The organism is Methylobacterium sp. WL12 (assembly GCF_008039475.1).
In the GTDB taxonomy this organism is placed as follows: Bacteria; Pseudomonadota; Alphaproteobacteria; order Rhizobiales; family Beijerinckiaceae; genus Methylobacterium; species Methylobacterium cerastii.
In genome coordinates, this window is sequence record NZ_VRUW01000033.1 from 19,176 (window position 1) to 33,946 (window position 14,771).

The following is a 14,771-nucleotide window of genomic DNA, read 5'->3' on the forward strand; positions in this document are numbered from 1 at the left end:
CCGGCCCGGCGCCCTGATTACGGCGCAGCCCGGTCGGAACCGAAGGGCCAAGGAACAAGAGAGAGCGACGGGTGGCGCAGAACGGTTCCGAGGGTTCCCTGGTCGGCGGCGTGTCGGGTCGATACGCCTCCGCCCTGTTCGATCTCGCCCGTGACGAGCGCCAGATCGATGCGACGGCCGAGGGCCTGGAGCGCTTCGACGCCTTGCTCGAGGAGAGCGCGGATCTCCGCCGTCTCGTCCGTAGCCCGGTCTTCTCGGGTGAGGAGCAGGCCGTCGCAATCGGCGCGATCCTCGAGAAGGCCGGCATCACCGGCCTCGCTGCCAACTTCATCCGCCTGTCGGCCGCCAACCGCCGCCTGTTCGCCCTGCCCGGCATGATCGCCGCCTTCCGCAGCCTGGTTCGCGAATCGAAGGGCATCGTCCGCGCCGAGGTTCGCGTGGCCGAGCGGCCCTCCGATGCGGTGCTGGAGGAGATCAAGGCCAGCCTGCGCGACGTCGCGAAGTCCGAGGTCGACCTCGACCTGCACGTCGACCCGAGCCTGATCGGCGGCCTCATCGTCAAGATGGGCTCGCGCATGGTCGACGCCTCGCTCCGGACCAAGCTGAACGGCATTCGTCTCGCGATGCGGGAAGCCCGTTAGGCCGTCCGTCGAGGACGCCCCGGCTCTCGCCATCACACCTGAACACCTGACAAGAACGAACTGAAGGGCCCGACGATGGACATCCGCGCCGCCGAGATCTCCGCGATCCTGAAAGACCAGATCAAGAACTTCGGCGAGGAAGCCGAAGTCTCCGAGGTCGGCCAGGTCCTGTCCGTCGGCGACGGCATCGCCCGCGCCTACGGCCTCGACAACGTCCAGGCCGGCGAGATGGTCGAGTTCGAGTCCGGCGTGCGCGGCATGGCGCTTAACCTCGAGCAGGATAACGTCGGCATCGTGATCTTCGGCTCCGACCGCGAGATCAAGGAAGGCCAGACCGTCAAGCGCACCGGTGCCATCGTGGACGTCCCGGTCGGCAAGGGCCTGCTCGGCCGCGTGGTCGACGGCCTCGGCAACCCGATCGACGGCAAGGGTCCGATCGAGTCGACCGAGCGTCGACGCGTCGACGTGAAGGCGCCGGGCATCATCCCGCGCAAGTCCGTGCACGAGCCGATGGCGACGGGCCTCAAGGCCGTCGACGCCCTGATCCCGGTCGGCCGCGGCCAGCGCGAGCTGATCATCGGCGATCGCCAGACCGGCAAGACCGCGATCGTGCTCGACACGATCCTCAACCAGAAGCCCGGCCACGCCGCCGGCGGCGACGAGAAGTCGAAGCTCTACTGCATCTACGTCGCCATCGGCCAGAAGCGCTCGACGGTCGCCCAGTTCGTGAAGGTCCTCGAGGATCAGGGCGCGATGGAGTACTCGATCGTCGTCGCCGCCACCGCCTCGGACGCCGCGCCGATGCAGTTCATCGCGCCGTTCGCCGGCTGCGCCATGGGCGAGTACTTCCGCGACAACGGCATGCACGCCGTGATCTCGTACGACGACCTGTCCAAGCAGGCCGTGGCCTACCGCCAGATGTCGCTGCTGCTGCGCCGCCCGCCGGGCCGCGAGGCCTATCCCGGCGACGTGTTCTACCTGCACTCGCGCCTGCTCGAGCGCGCCGCCAAGATGGGCGACGCCGCCGGCAACGGCTCGCTGACCGCGCTGCCGGTCATCGAGACCCAGGCCAACGACGTGTCGGCCTACATCCCGACCAACGTGATCTCGATCACCGACGGCCAGATCTTCCTCGAGACCGACCTGTTCTACCAGGGCATCCGCCCGGCGGTGAACGTCGGCCTTTCGGTCTCGCGGGTGGGCTCCTCGGCCCAGACCAAGGCGATGAAGAAGGTCGCCGGCAAGATCAAGGGCGAGCTGGCGCAGTACCGCGAGATGGCGGCCTTCGCGCAGTTCGGCTCGGACCTCGACGCCTCGACCCAGCAGCTGCTCAACCGCGGCTCGCGCCTCACCGAGCTCCTGAAGCAGCCGCAGTTCTCGCCGCTGAAGATGGAGGAGCAGGTCGCGGTGATCTACGCCGGCGTCAACGGCTACCTCGACAAGATGCCGGTCGCGAAGGTCCGCCCGTTCGAGGACGCGCTGCTGTCGACGCTCCGCACCAAGCACGCCGACCTGCTCTCCGCGATCCGCGACTCGAAGGACCTGTCGGACGACAGCGCCGCCAAGCTCAAGAGCGTGGTCGAGAGCGTGGCGAAGTCGCTCGCGAACTAGACGAACCCGCCTCATCGGGCGCCCGGCGACGGGCGCCTGGTCGTGAACAGGCCCTGAGAGACCGGACCACCCGATGGCGAGTTTGAAGGATCTGCGCAACCGCATCACTTCGGTGAAGGCGACGCAGAAGATCACCAAGGCGATGCAGATGGTCGCCGCCGCCAAGCTGCGGCGCGCACAGACGGCTGCCGAAAGCGGCCGTCCCTATGCCGAGAAGATGGCGGCGGTGCTCGGCAACCTCGCCGGGAACCTCGTCGGCGGCGTCGGCGCGCCGAAGCTGCTGGCCGGCACCGGCAAGGACCAGACCCACCTGCTGATCGTCTGCACCGGCGACCGCGGCTTGTGCGGCGCTTTCAACTCGTCGATCGCGCGCCTGGCGCGGGCGCATGCCGACAAGCTCGCGACCGAGGGCAAGACCGTCAAGATGATGACGGTCGGCAAGAAGGGTCTGGACCAGCTTCGTCGCCAGTTCCGCGAGCAGATCGTCGAGTCGCAGGACATCCGCGGCAACCGCCCGGTCGACTACCCCTTCGCCGCCGAGATCGCCGACAAGATCCTGACCCGCTACGAGGCCGGCGAGTTCGACGTCGCGACGCTGTTCTTCTCCGAGTTCCGCTCGGTGATCTCGCAGATCCCGACGGCGCAGCGCCTGATCCCGGCGGAGCTGCCCGAGGGCGGCGCCAGCAGCACCGGTGCGCCGGCGGATTCGGCGATGGAATTCGAGCCCTCTGAGGAGGCGATCCTCGAGACGCTGCTGCCGAAGAACCTCACGGTTCAGGTCTACCGGGCGCTCCTCGAGAACGCCGCATCCGAGCAGGGTGCACGCATGAGTGCCATGGATTCCGCGACCCGCAACGCGGGCGAGATGATCAAGAAGCAGACGCTGATCTACAACCGCACGCGTCAGGCGATGATCACCAAGGAACTCATCGAAATCATTTCGGGCGCCGAAGCCCTCTAAGCGCCTTCGCCGGCGCACCGACCGCATACCTTTCAAGGGCACGCAATCATGGCAAACACCGTTTCCCCCGGCGCCGGCTCCAACAAGGTCGGCAAGATCGTCCAGGTCATCGGCCCCGTCGTCGACGTGCAGTTCGACGGCCACCTGCCGGAGATCCTGAACGCGCTCGAGACCAAGAACAACGGCAACCGCCTTGTGCTGGAAGTCGCCGCGCAGCTCGGCGAGAGCACCGTGCGCTGCATCGCGATGGACACCTCCGAGGGCCTGACCCGGGGCCAGGAGTGCACCGACACCGGCTCGCCGATCATGGTCCCAGTCGGCCACAACACGCTCGGCCGCATCATGAACGTCATCGGCGAGCCGATCGACGAGGCCGGCCCGATCCAGTCGGACTCGCTCCGCGCCATCCACCAGCCCGCGCCCCCCTATACCGACCAGTCGACGGAGTCGCAGATCCTCGTCACCGGCATCAAGGTGGTCGACCTGCTCGCCCCCTACGCCAAGGGCGGCAAGATCGGCCTGTTCGGCGGCGCCGGCGTCGGCAAGACCGTGCTGATCATGGAGCTGATCAACAACATCGCCAAGGTGCACTCGGGCTACTCGGTCTTCGCCGGCGTCGGCGAGCGCACCCGCGAGGGCAACGACCTCTACCACGAGATGATCGAGTCCAAGGTGAACATGGACCCGAAGGAGAACGGCGGCTCGGCCGAGGGCTCCAAGTGCGCGCTGGTCTACGGCCAGATGAACGAGTCTCCCGGCGCCCGCTCGCGCGTCGCGCTCACCGGCCTCACCATCGCCGAGGACTTCCGCGACCAGGGCCAGGACGTGCTGTTCTTCGTGGACAACATCTTCCGCTTCACTCAGGCCGGCTCGGAAGTGTCGGCGCTGCTCGGCCGCATCCCCTCGGCCGTGGGCTACCAGCCGACGCTCGCCACGGACATGGGCGCCCTGCAGGAGCGCATCACCACCACGAACAAGGGCTCGATCACCTCGGTGCAGGCGATCTACGTGCCGGCCGACGACCTGACCGACCCGGCGCCCGCCGCCTCGTTCGCCCACTTGGACGCGACCACGACGCTGTCGCGCTCGATCGCCGAGAAGGGCATCTATCCGGCGGTGGACCCGCTCGACTCGACCTCGCGCATGCTGTCTCCGGCGATCCTCGGCGAGGAGCACTACGATGTCGCCCGCAAGGTCCAGCAGACGCTGCAGCGCTACAAGTCGCTCCAGGACATCATCGCCATCCTCGGGATGGACGAGCTGTCGGAAGAGGACAAGCTGACGGTCGCGCGCGCCCGCAAGATCGAGCGCTTCTTCTCGCAGCCCTTCTCGGTGGCCGAGATCTTCACCGGTTCCCCGGGCATCCAGGTGCCGCTGGAAGACACGATCAAGGGCTTCAAGGGCCTCGTCGAGGGCAAGTACGACGACTTGCCGGAAGCGGCCTTCTACATGGTCGGCACCATCGAGGACGCCCAGGCCAAGGCGAAGAAGCTGAAGGCGGCCTGAGGCCTTGAACGCCAAGATCGTCCTGTTGGTCGTCGGCCTCCTGGCCGGCGGCCTCATCGGCTACGTGACGCGGCCCGAGGCGGCCGAGATCAAGATCGGCCCGCTCTCCGTCGAAGTGCAGGGCGACCGCCCGGCCGGCACCCGCGGCGGCGAGCTGACCAGCGGGCAGACACAGCACGTCGCCCTGTTCGCGGGCATCGGTGCTCTGATCGGTTTCGGCCTCGGCTTCGCCACGGACCGGCGCAGGGCCTAACTCTCAAGGCCGGCACGTAGCCCTCGGGTGGCCGCGCGCCGGGAATGACAAACGTCGGGATTCCGAGCGCATGGCCACCTTCCACTTCGATTTCGTCGGCCCCGAGCGGTCGCTGTATTCCGGCGAGGTCGAGTCGGTGCAGCTTCCCGGCACCGAGGGCGAGATGACGGTGCTCGCCGGCCACGCCCCGGTGCTCACCTCGCTTCGCGTGGGCGTGATCGTGGTCACCGAGCGCGCCAACAGCGGCAAGCGCATCTACGTCCGCGGTGGCTTCGCCGACATCGGGCCGACCGGCGTGACGGTGTTGGCCGAGCGCGCCGCCCCGATCGAGGAGCTGACGCCGGAATCCCTCGACCGGGACATCGAGGCGGCCGAGCTGCAGCGCGACGCCACCGAGGACCTGCAGAAGCGCGAGGAGCTGAACGGCCAGATCGTCCAGCTCCAAGAGACGAAGAACCTCCTCAAGCTCTGAGGCCTTCGCACCAATCACCAATCCGACCGAAGCCCGTTCGAACCGCCGTCACCGGCGCGGTTCGGCGGGCTTTTTCGTGTCTTGTGCCGACGCATCCTGGGCTAGCGCGTAGGCGATCAGCGCCTCGGCCGCGTCCGTCCCGACGGGACAGCCTGCTTCGAGCCAGCGTCGGCGCAGAGCCGCGAGGGCGACCCCGATCCTCGGCCCGGCCGGGATGCCGCGAGCGACGAGGGCCGCCCCGGTCACCGGCAGGACCGGAGCGGGTTCATCCTTCAGGTCGCGCCAGGCGTTTGCAGCGTCCGGGCCGATCACTGGGCGCGGCTCGCCGGCGGTCGCGTCCATCGCCGCTTGAAGGGCTGCAGGCCCGTGCTCGGCCACGAGCGCACGGAGCGCCGGCCGGTCGATCGCGGCGGGGGTCTTCAGCGCGGCGAGGGCGCGGGCGTAGGCGTCGAGGGTAGCGTGCTCGGCCTTCGAAAGCCGCAAACCCTCCGCGAGGCGCTCGGCCTCGGCTCGCGTGGTCACGGACAGCGCGGCGAGCCGCTGGATCGTGCCGGCGCCGGCCTCGATCGCGCGCGCGAGCCTGCCTCGCTCGGCGACGCCGCCGGTGATGCGAGCGAGAAGGCCGGTCTCGTCGAGGATGGCGACGGCGCCCGGCGCACCGGGGGCGGCCAAGAGCTTCAGGAACTCCATGCGGGCGCGCTCCCGCGACAGGCTCGCCAGGGCCGCTCGCGCGGCGACGCAGGCGGCGAGCGCCGGAGCATCGGGCTCTCCTCCACCGAACCGGGCGTGAAAGCGGAAGAACCGCAGGATGCGCAGGGCGTCCTCGCGGATCCGCGTCGCGGGGTCTCCGATGAAGCGGATGCGGGCCTCCGCGAGGTCGGCGCGGCCGCCGGTGGTGTCGTGGAGCGTGTCGTCGGCGCCGAGCGAGAGCGCGTTCACCGTGAAGTCCCGCCGCTCCGCGTCGCGCGTGAAGTCCCGGCCGAACCGCACGATCGCGTGCCGCCCGTCGGTCTCGACGTCCTCGCGCAGGGTCGTCACCTCGACCGGCCGCCCGGCGACGACCAGCGTCACGGTGCCGTGCTCGATCCCGGTCGGCACGGCCTTCAGGCCCGCCGCCCGCGCCCGATCGATCACGGCGTTCGGCAGGAGCGTCGTGGCGAGGTCGATGTCGGCGGCGTCGACCCCGAGGAGCGCGTCGCGCACGCAGCCGCCGACGAGCCGGGTCTCCTCGCCAGGTGCATCGAGGCCGGCGAGGACGGCGCGGACCTCGGGCCGGGCGAGCAGCCGCGCCGGGCCGTCGGGGTCGAGGCGCCGCATCAGCGGAACTCGCCTGGCACCAGCCGGCCGTTCTCCATGTGGGTCGGCACGAAGCCGGTGGCGTGGCGCTCGGAGAACAGGCCCGAGGCCACCAGCGAGGCGATCACCACGGCCAAGCCGGCCAGGACGAGGCGAAAGGCCTGGGCGTCCCAGTGCGCCCGCTGCAGCGGGTTGCGGCCGACGAGCAGCAGGTAGGTGAAGAACAGCCCGAAGGGCAGCAGGAAGAGCCCGAACTCCTCCACGAGGCGACGCAGCATGGCATCCGATCGATGGGCGCGGGCGATTCCCGCTCGGCTCAGAGGTGGGACTTCGGTGGCCCGAATTCGAGCCGTTCGGCGAGGTTGTGCAGGATGCCCGCCGTCACACCCCAGATCAGGCGCTCGCCGTAGGGCAGGGCGTAGAAGCGCCGGTCGCGGCCTTGCCACACCCGCATCCGCAGCTCGTAGCGCGACCGGTCGGCGATCACCGCCAGGGGGACCTCGAAGATCGCGTCCACCTCGGCCGGGTTCGGCGCGAGGCGCGCCTCCCGGTCGACGAGGCCGATCACAGGCGCCACCAGGAAGCCGGTGCCGGACAGGTAGGGATCGAGGTAGCCGAGCATCCGCACGTGACGCGGCGACAGGCCGACCTCCTCCTCGGCCTCGCGCAGGGCCGCCGCCATCGGGCTTGCGTCGGTCGGGTCGATCTTGCCGCCGGGCAGCGCGACCTGGCCGGAATGGTCGCGCAGGTGGGCGGCGCGCTGCGTCAGCACGATCGCGAGGCCGGATTCGCGCGCGACGACCGGCACCAGAACGGCCGCCCGCCGGTGCGGCGGCGGCGGGATTACGGCGCTGCCGTCGGGCTCCAGGCTGTGGTCGCCGCGCGGGTTCGAGGTCGGGTCGTCCGGCCCGGGCGGGTCGCGGGCGAGCCGCGCCTCGGCGCGGGCGAGGAAGTCGGCGAGGTCCGCGTCGCGCGTCGGGCTGTCCACGGCGCTCACGCGGCGTCGGCCGGGGCGATGCGGTGGAAGCGGCCGCCTGCGGCGATGCCGAGCCACGGCACGCCCTCGATCTCGCGCTCCTCGGCGAGCGCCACGAGATCGTAGGTCAGCGCCCGCGTCACCAGCGCCCAGAGTCCGCGGCGGACGTGGAGGTAGGGCTTGAGGGCGCCGGCCTCGCCCTCCGCGAAACGTAAGCCGTGCTCGGAATCGACGGGCACAAGGTCGTCGACGTTGGTGCGGAAGCTGATGCGGCGCGCGTCGCCCTCGCCGTCGATCGCCATCTCGACGGCGACGAAGGCCGCATCCTCCACGGTGATCGAGACCTTCTCCACCGGCGTGACCAGCACCGTCGTACCGTCGGGCTCGCGCCGCAGGATCGAGGCGAACAGCTTCACCATCTTCGGGCGGCGGATCGGCGTGCCGTCGTGGAACCAGGTGCCGTCGGCGGCGATGCGGATGTCGATCGCGCCGCAATCGGGCGGATTCCACTTGTCCACCGGCGGCAGCCCGCGCTTGGGCAGCTCGGCCAGGGCCGCGCCGAGGCGGCTCAGGGTCGGATCGTCGGAGGCGGTCATGCGCCCTCAGATAGCGCGCCGGACGGGCCGGGAACCGGGGGCGCCTCCGGGCGCCGGCGCAGGATCTTCCAGACGCCCGAGGCGACGCCGACCACGCGCGCCGCGTGGCGCAGCTCGCAACGCAGGAAGACGAGCGAGCCGGTGCGCTTGATGATCTCGGGCGCCAGGGTGATCCAGTCGCCGAGCCGCGCGGTGTCGACGAACTGCATCTCCATTTGGATCGTCACACAATTCGCCCCGTCGGCCGCCCGCATCGCGGTCTCGCCCAGCGCCCGGTCGGCGAAGCTCATCAGCATGCCGCCGTGGACCACGCCGATCAGGTTGGCGTGCTTGTCGGCGGCACGGAACGCGTAGGCGCCGTCGCGGACGTAGACCGGCCCGACATGGGCGATGAAGCCGGTGTCGTGGATCGGCGTCCAGCCGTCGCCCTCGTGGGGCTCGGCCTCGGGCGTTCGCAGTTCGCTGGGCGTCATGGGGGCGGGATCTCGATCGCGCGGCGGGCGCATGCGCAGGGTTTTGTGGCACGGTCGCATCGCGACCGCCGGCTGTCACGCGAAGTTCGGGGCACTTCAGGCTTTGGCTCACCTCACCCGCTTACGTGCCCCGCGGCTTGGCGCGGCGGGTGGGTGGCGCCTCCAGCGGATTCTCCGGCCAGGGATGGCGCGGATAGCGGCCGCGCATCTCGGTGCGCACGGCGCTCCAGGAGCCGCGCCAGAAGCCGGGGAGGTCGCGGGTGATCTGCACCGGGCGGTGGCCGGGCGAGAGCAGGTGGAGGACGAGCGGCACCCGGCCCACAGTCGGATGCGTCGCCAGCCCGAACAGCTCCTGCACCCGCACGGCCAGGACCGGCCCGCCCTCGGCCTCGTAGTCGACCGGGATGCGCGAGCCGGTCGGAACCTCGACATGGGTCGGCGCCTGGGCGTCGAGTCGGGCGAGCAGCGGCCACGGCAACAGCTCATGCAACGCCTCGCCGAGGTCGGCGGCGGAGACGGCGTCGAGGCCGAGGCGGCCGACGAGGGCTGACGCGAGCCAGTCCTCGATGGTCTCCAAGAGGGTGGCGTCGGCGAGGTCGGGCCAGTCACCGCCCTCCGCCGCGCGCAGGAAGGCGATGCGGGCGCGCCACTGCGTCAGCGCCGGGGTCCAGGGCAGCCGTTCGAGGCCGAGGCTGGCGATGCCGCGGGCCAGCACCCTGGCCGAGTCGAGGTCGGCGGGCACGGGGCGCGTGCGCTCGCCGAGGGTGATGGCGCCGAGCCGGCGCAGGCTGCGGGCCCGCAGCGCCCGCGCCGCGCCGTCGAAGATCACCTGCGTCACGCCCTCGATGCGGTCGGCGAAGGCTGCCTCGATCGCGTCGAGGTCGATCGCGGCGGCGGCGAGGATGCGGGCGTTGCCGGCGGCGCCGACGACGTCGGCCACCACGAGGAAGGGCTCGCGGGCGAGCGGCGAGGCGGGGTCGAGGCGCCCGGCCCGCCCGTTGGCCATCACGAACTCGCCGTCGCGCCCGCGCGCCTTCGCGACCCGGTCGGGGTAGGCCAGCGCCAGGAGGGCACCCGCCGCCGGGTCCGAGGTCGCGCGAGTCCCGGACGGGGAAGCCGAGCGCGCCCAGCCCTGGGCCATGCGGCGCATGTCGGCGGCGCGTTGCCCGCGGTCGCGCCGATAGCGCTCGACCCGGTCGGCGAGGTCCACCGCGTCGCCGCCGAGGCCACGCTCGACCAGGACGGCGGCGAAGTCGGCGGCGGCGGTCGCGGCGCCGAGGTCGGCGGCGGCGACCACCATGCGGGCGAGCCGCGGCGGCAGGGGGAGGGCGCGCAGGCGCCGCCCGGTCTCGGTGAGCCGCCCGTCAGCGTCGATCGCATCGAGGTCGCGCAGCATCGCGCGCGCCTCCTTCAGGGCTGGGGCCGGCGGGGGATCGAGGAAGGCGAGGGTGCCGGGATCGGTCACGCCCCACTCGGCGCAGTCGAGCACGAGCCCGGCGAGGTCCGCCGAGACGATCTCGGGCCGGGTGAACGGTTCGAGCGCGCTGGTTCCGGCCTCGGCCCAGAGGCGCCAGCACACGCCGGGCTCGGTCCGGCCGGCGCGGCCGCGGCGCTGGTCCACCGAGGCGCGGGAAGCCCGCGCGGTCACGAGCCGGGTGAGCCCGAGGCCGGGCTCGTAGACCGGCACCCGGGCGAGGCCGGAATCGACCACGATGCGCACGCCCTCGATTGTCAGCGAGGTCTCGGCGATGCTGGTGGCCAGCACCACCTTGCGCGCGCCCGGCCCGGCCGGCGCCACCGCCCGGTCCTGCTCGGCCGGCGTCAGCGCGCCGTAGAGCGGCGCGATCGCGACTTCCGGCCCGACGCGGCCCTCCAGCGAGGTGGCGACGCGGCGGATCTCGCCCTGGCCCGGCAGGAAGGCCAGGACCGAGCCCGGATCGGCCCGCAGCGCACGCAGGATCGCGTCCGCCATCGCATCCTCGATCCGGCGGTTGGGATCGCGGTCGGCGTAGCGGGTCTCGACGGGGAAGGCACGCCCCTCCGAGGCGACGACGGGGGCGTCGCCGAGCAGACGCGCGACGCGGGCGCCGTCGAGGGTGGCCGACATCACCAGGATGCGCAGGTCGTCGCGCAAGGCCGCCTGCGCGTCGAGGGCGAGCGCGAGGCCGAAGTCGGCGTCGAGCGAGCGCTCGTGGAACTCGTCGAACAGCACCGCCCCGACGCCGGAGAGTTCCGGGTCGTCCAGGATCATCCGGCCGAAGACGCCCTCGGTCACGACCTCGATGCGGGTGCGGCTCGAGATCTTGGAGCCGAGGCGGACGCGCAGGCCGATGGTGTCGCCGACGCGCTCGCCGAGCGTGCCGGCCATGCGCTCGGCCGCAGCGCGGGCGGCGAGGCGGCGCGGCTCGAGCAGAATGATCTTGGCCGTTCCGAGCCAGGACGCCTGCAGGAGGTCGAGCGGCACCCGCGTGGTCTTGCCGGCGCCCGGCGGCGCGACGAGGACGGCCGCGTTCGATCGGGCCAGCGCCGCTCGCAGGTCGGGCAGCGCCGCATCGATCGGCAAGGAGCTGTGGGGCAATGGGCTGCGCGCGAGGGCGTCGTTCGGGCGGGGCGCGGAGGATGGGGTCGCCGCCGCCGCGACGGTCTCAGCGGGGCGCTCGGACGCCATGACGATTCAACTCCTCGAACAATCCCGACTCCGGCAAGAAATAAATCCCCCGCCGACGGCATGATTTCACAGCCGGTGGCCGGAACCACGCGCCGTCCATGAACTTGTAGGCCCGCAGCGCACGAGCGCGGAACTGGAGAATCCTTGGATGACGCGTCTTTCTTTGACCCTCGCGACCGGCCTGCTCCTCGGCGGCCTCGGGCTCGGGTCGATCTCGGCCTCCGCCGCACCCGCGATGCCGCAGGCCGGCGTCGTCGCCGAGAGCACGAAGGACGCCGTCGCCTACCGTCACCACTACCGCCACCACCACTCCACGAAGGCCGAGCGCATGATGCGCCGCCGCAACACCATGCGCCACGGCAATCCGAACGCACGCAACCCGGCGATGCGTGGCTACCAGCAGAACCTCGGCGACACCGTCGGCGGCCCGCGCTACTGATCCGTCGCACGTCCCGACCACTCGACCTGAAGCCGGCGCCGCGTGGCGCCGGCTTTTTCGTGCCGCGAATTGGGGTACGCGCACGCGTGCCTTCTCCCCAGCGATCGGAGGAGCCCGCGCTGATCAAACACGGGCGGGTCTGCTAAGAGCGCTGCCATGGCCCGCAGCTCCGCCCGAAACCTCGCCGACGCCGCCGGATCCGGCACCGCGGAGGTCGCAGGCCCGACGCCGATGATGGCGCAGTACATCGAGATCAAGGCCGCCAACCCGGACTGCCTGCTGTTCTACCGGATGGGCGACTTCTACGAGCTGTTCTTTTCCGACGCCGAGACGGCCTCGCGGGCGCTCGGCATCGTCCTGACCAAGCGCGGAAAGCACGGCGGCGCCGACATCCCGATGTGCGGCGTGCCGGTGGACCGCGCCGACGACTACCTCAGCCGCCTGATCGGGCTCGGCCACCGCGTCGCGGTCTGCGAGCAGACCGAGGACCCTGCCGAGGCCAAGCGGCGGGGGCCGAAATCCGTGGTCCGCCGCGAGGTCGTGCGGCTGGTCACCCCCGGCACCATCACAGAGGACCGTCTTCTCGATCCCGGCAGCGCCAACCTGCTGCTGGCGATCGGCCGTCGCAAGGTCTCGGACGCGGCCTTCGCATACGGGCTCGCGGCGATCGACATCTCCACCGGGCGGTTCGCCCTGAGCGAGGTTCCGGGCGCCGACCTCGCCGGCGCGATCGCCCGCCACGACCCGCGCGAGATCGTGCTGTCGGACGCGATTCACACCGACCCGGCGCTCGCCCGCCTTTGGGCGGAGACGCGGGCGGCCGTGGTCCCCCTGGCCCAGGCGGAGCTGGAGCCGGCCTCGGCCGAGCGCCGCCTCCGCGAGCAGTACGGCGTCGCGACGCTCGACGGCTTCGGCACCTTCACCCGCGCCGAGATCGCCGCCGCCGGCGCAGCCCTGCTCTACGTCGCGCGAACCCAGCTCGCCGCCCGCGCTCCGCTCTGCGTGCCGACCCGCGAGGAGGCCGGGACCACGCTGGCGATCGACGCGGCGACGCGGGCCAACCTCGAACTCACCCGAACGCTCTCGGGCGAGCGGGTCGGCAGCCTCCTCGACGCGATCGACCGGACCGTCTCGGCCAACGGCGCGCGGCTGCTGGCCGAGCACCTCGCCGGACCGCTCACCGAGCTGGCCGCGATCGCGCGGCGGCACGATGCGGTGGCGCGGCTCGTGGAGGACCGCGCCCTGCGCGCCGCCCTGCGCGACGCGCTCGCCCGCGCCCCCGACCTCGCCCGCGCGCTTTCGCGCACCGGCCTCGGACGGGCCGGCCCGCGCGACCTCGCCGCGATCCGCGACGGGCTCGACGTGGCGCTGGCGCTCGGCGCACGCCTCGCGGACGGGACGGACCTGCCGGACGACCTGGCGCGGCTGGCGAAGATCCTCGCCCGCGCCGACCGCGACCTCGTCGAGACGCTGCGCGCCAGCTTGGCCGACGAGCTGCCGCTGAACCGGCGCGACGGCGGCTACGTCCGCGTCGGCTACCATCCGGAGATCGACGAGGCGCGCCTCCTCGGCAGCGACTCGCGCAAGGTCGTGGCGGCGCTCCAGGCGCGCTATGCCGAGGAGACCGGCTGCCGCACCCTGCGGATCAAGCATAACGGCCTGCTCGGCTACTTCATCGAGGTGCCGCAATCGGTCGGCGAGGCCTGCCTGAAGGGGCTGATGCGCGACTTCGTGCATCGACAGACCATGGTCGACGCCATGCGCTTCACCAGCGTCGAGCTCGGCGCGCTGGAGCAGAAGATTTTTGGGGCGGCCGACCGCGCGCTCGCACTGGAAGCGTCGGTGTTCGACGACCTCTCGGCCCGCACCGTCGCGCAAGCGGAGGCGATCGGCGGCATCGCCGAGGCGTTGGCTGCGCTCGACGTGGCCGCGAGCCACGCCGAGCTCGCGGTCGAGCTGGACTGGTGCCGGCCCCAGGTCGACGCGTCGCTGAGCTTCGTCATCGCGGAGGGCCGTCACCCGGTGGTCGAGGCGGCCCTGCGCAAGTCCGGGACAGCCTTCATCGCCAACGATTGCGACCTCTCGGGGGAGGGGCGCGGCCGCATCCGGCTGATCACCGGCCCGAACATGGGCGGCAAGTCGACCTATCTCCGCCAGAACGCCCTGATCGTGGTGCTCGCGCAGGTCGGCGCCTTCGTACCGGCGCGCGAGGCCCGGATCGGCCGCGTCGACCGGCTGTTCTCCCGCGTCGGCGCCGCCGACGACCTCGCCCGCGGGCAGTCGACCTTCATGGTCGAGATGGTCGAGACCGCCGCGATCCTCAACCAGGCGACACGGCACTCTTTGGTGATCCTGGACGAGATCGGGCGAGGGACCGCGACCTATGACGGGCTCTCGATCGCCTGGGCCTGCCTCGAGCACCTGCACGAGGCGAACGCCTGCCGCGCGCTGTTCGCCACGCATTTCCACGAGCTGACCGCCCTCGGCCAGCGCCTGGCGCGGCTCGACAACGCCACCTTGAAGGTCGCCGAGCACCGCGACGGCGTCGTGTTCCTGCACGAGGTCGTCCCGGGGGTGGCCGAGCGCAGCTACGGGCTGCAGGTGGCGCGCATCGCCGGCCTCCCAAGCGCCGTCGTCGCGCGGGCCGGCGCGATCCTGAAGGGGCTGGAGAAGGCCGAGCGCGAGCGTCCGAGCCGCCCGCGCATCGACGACCTGCCGTTATTCGCGAGCCTTGCGCCGCCGCCGCTTCCGGAACCGGCGATCGAGGCGGACGACAGGCTCGGCCTCCTGCTCGATGCGATCGACCCGGATGCGTTGACGCCGCGGGAGGCGATGGAGGCGCTCTATAGGCTCAAGCGCGAACGCGCGGCCGGCTGAGG

At 71.7% G+C, this 14,771-nt stretch carries 14 protein-coding genes; 8 read left to right on the forward strand and 6 right to left on the reverse strand.

Annotation, left to right across the window (positions count from 1 at the left end):
* The first annotated feature begins 71 nt into the window (after nt 1-71).
* The 6 genes from FV226_RS14110 (at nt 72) to FV226_RS14135 (ending at nt 5,444) form a co-directional block, all read left to right on the forward strand.
* Nucleotides 72-641, forward strand: a complete 570-nt coding sequence (locus FV226_RS14110; protein ID WP_147763403.1) for a F0F1 ATP synthase subunit delta — start codon at nt 72-74, stop codon at nt 639-641.
* 75 nt (nt 642-716) lie between these two features.
* Entirely contained in the window at nt 717-2,252 is a 1,536-nt protein-coding gene (gene atpA, locus FV226_RS14115; protein ID WP_147752725.1) for a F0F1 ATP synthase subunit alpha, read from the forward strand.
* A 73-nt stretch (nt 2,253-2,325) separates the two neighbouring features.
* Nucleotides 2,326-3,213 (forward strand): F0F1 ATP synthase subunit gamma, encoded by an 888-nt coding sequence (locus FV226_RS14120; RefSeq protein WP_147752726.1) that lies wholly within the window; start codon nt 2,326-2,328, stop codon nt 3,211-3,213.
* Nucleotides 3,214-3,261: 48 nt separating this feature from the next.
* Nucleotides 3,262-4,719 carry a F0F1 ATP synthase subunit beta gene (gene atpD, locus FV226_RS14125; RefSeq protein WP_147763404.1) on the forward strand — a complete coding sequence of 486 codons (1,458 nt, stop codon included), beginning with the start codon at nt 3,262-3,264 and terminating at the stop codon, nt 4,717-4,719.
* Nucleotides 4,720-4,723: 4 nt separating this feature from the next.
* Nucleotides 4,724-4,972 (forward strand): hypothetical protein, encoded by a 249-nt coding sequence (locus FV226_RS14130; RefSeq protein ID WP_147763405.1) that lies wholly within the window; start codon nt 4,724-4,726, stop codon nt 4,970-4,972.
* Between the two features lie 70 nt (nt 4,973-5,042).
* Nucleotides 5,043-5,444 (forward strand): F0F1 ATP synthase subunit epsilon, encoded by a 402-nt coding sequence (locus tag FV226_RS14135; protein WP_147728188.1) that lies wholly within the window; start codon nt 5,043-5,045, stop codon nt 5,442-5,444.
* A gap of 48 nt (nt 5,445-5,492) precedes the next feature.
* Here FV226_RS14135 and FV226_RS14140 read toward each other — a convergent pair whose 3' ends face one another.
* The 6 genes from FV226_RS14140 to hrpB all read right to left on the reverse strand — a co-directional run bounded on the left by FV226_RS14140 (nt 5,493) and on the right by hrpB (nt 11,453).
* Complete coding sequence (locus FV226_RS14140; protein WP_147763406.1) at nt 5,493-6,761, reverse strand: CCA tRNA nucleotidyltransferase; 1,269 nt, start codon at nt 6,759-6,761, stop codon at nt 5,493-5,495.
* Complete coding sequence (locus FV226_RS14145) at nt 6,761-7,018, reverse strand: DUF6111 family protein (RefSeq protein WP_147752731.1); 258 nt, start codon at nt 7,016-7,018, stop codon at nt 6,761-6,763. Before FV226_RS14145 ends, FV226_RS14140 begins: the two co-directional genes overlap by 1 nt.
* Before the next feature lie 38 nt (nt 7,019-7,056).
* On the reverse strand, nt 7,057-7,737 hold the full coding sequence (locus FV226_RS14150) for a CoA pyrophosphatase (protein WP_246688206.1): 681 nt from the start codon (nt 7,735-7,737) through the stop codon (nt 7,057-7,059).
* Nucleotides 7,734-8,312, reverse strand: coding sequence for a DUF1285 domain-containing protein (locus FV226_RS14155; RefSeq protein ID WP_147752732.1), 579 nt, complete (start codon nt 8,310-8,312; stop codon nt 7,734-7,736). Before FV226_RS14155 ends, FV226_RS14150 begins: the two co-directional genes overlap by 4 nt.
* Nucleotides 8,309-8,785, reverse strand: coding sequence for a PaaI family thioesterase (locus FV226_RS14160; RefSeq protein WP_147763407.1), 477 nt, complete (start codon nt 8,783-8,785; stop codon nt 8,309-8,311). The genes FV226_RS14155 and FV226_RS14160 overlap by 4 nt, the downstream gene beginning before the upstream one ends.
* A gap of 121 nt (nt 8,786-8,906) precedes the next feature.
* The gene (hrpB, locus tag FV226_RS14165; protein ID WP_147763408.1) at nt 8,907-11,453 is read right to left on the reverse strand and encodes an ATP-dependent helicase HrpB; all 2,547 of its coding nucleotides are present in this window, start codon (nt 11,451-11,453) and stop codon (nt 8,907-8,909) included.
* 148 nt (nt 11,454-11,601) lie between these two features.
* On the opposite strand from hrpB, the gene FV226_RS14170 reads away from it, so the two are divergent.
* A complete protein-coding gene (locus FV226_RS14170) occupies nt 11,602-11,892 on the forward strand; it encodes a hypothetical protein (protein WP_147763409.1) in 291 nt (96 codons plus the stop codon).
* Nucleotides 11,893-12,048: 156 nt separating this feature from the next.
* A complete protein-coding gene (gene mutS, locus FV226_RS14175; protein WP_147763410.1) occupies nt 12,049-14,769 on the forward strand; it encodes a DNA mismatch repair protein MutS in 2,721 nt (906 codons plus the stop codon).
* Nucleotides 14,770-14,771 lie beyond the last annotated feature (2 nt).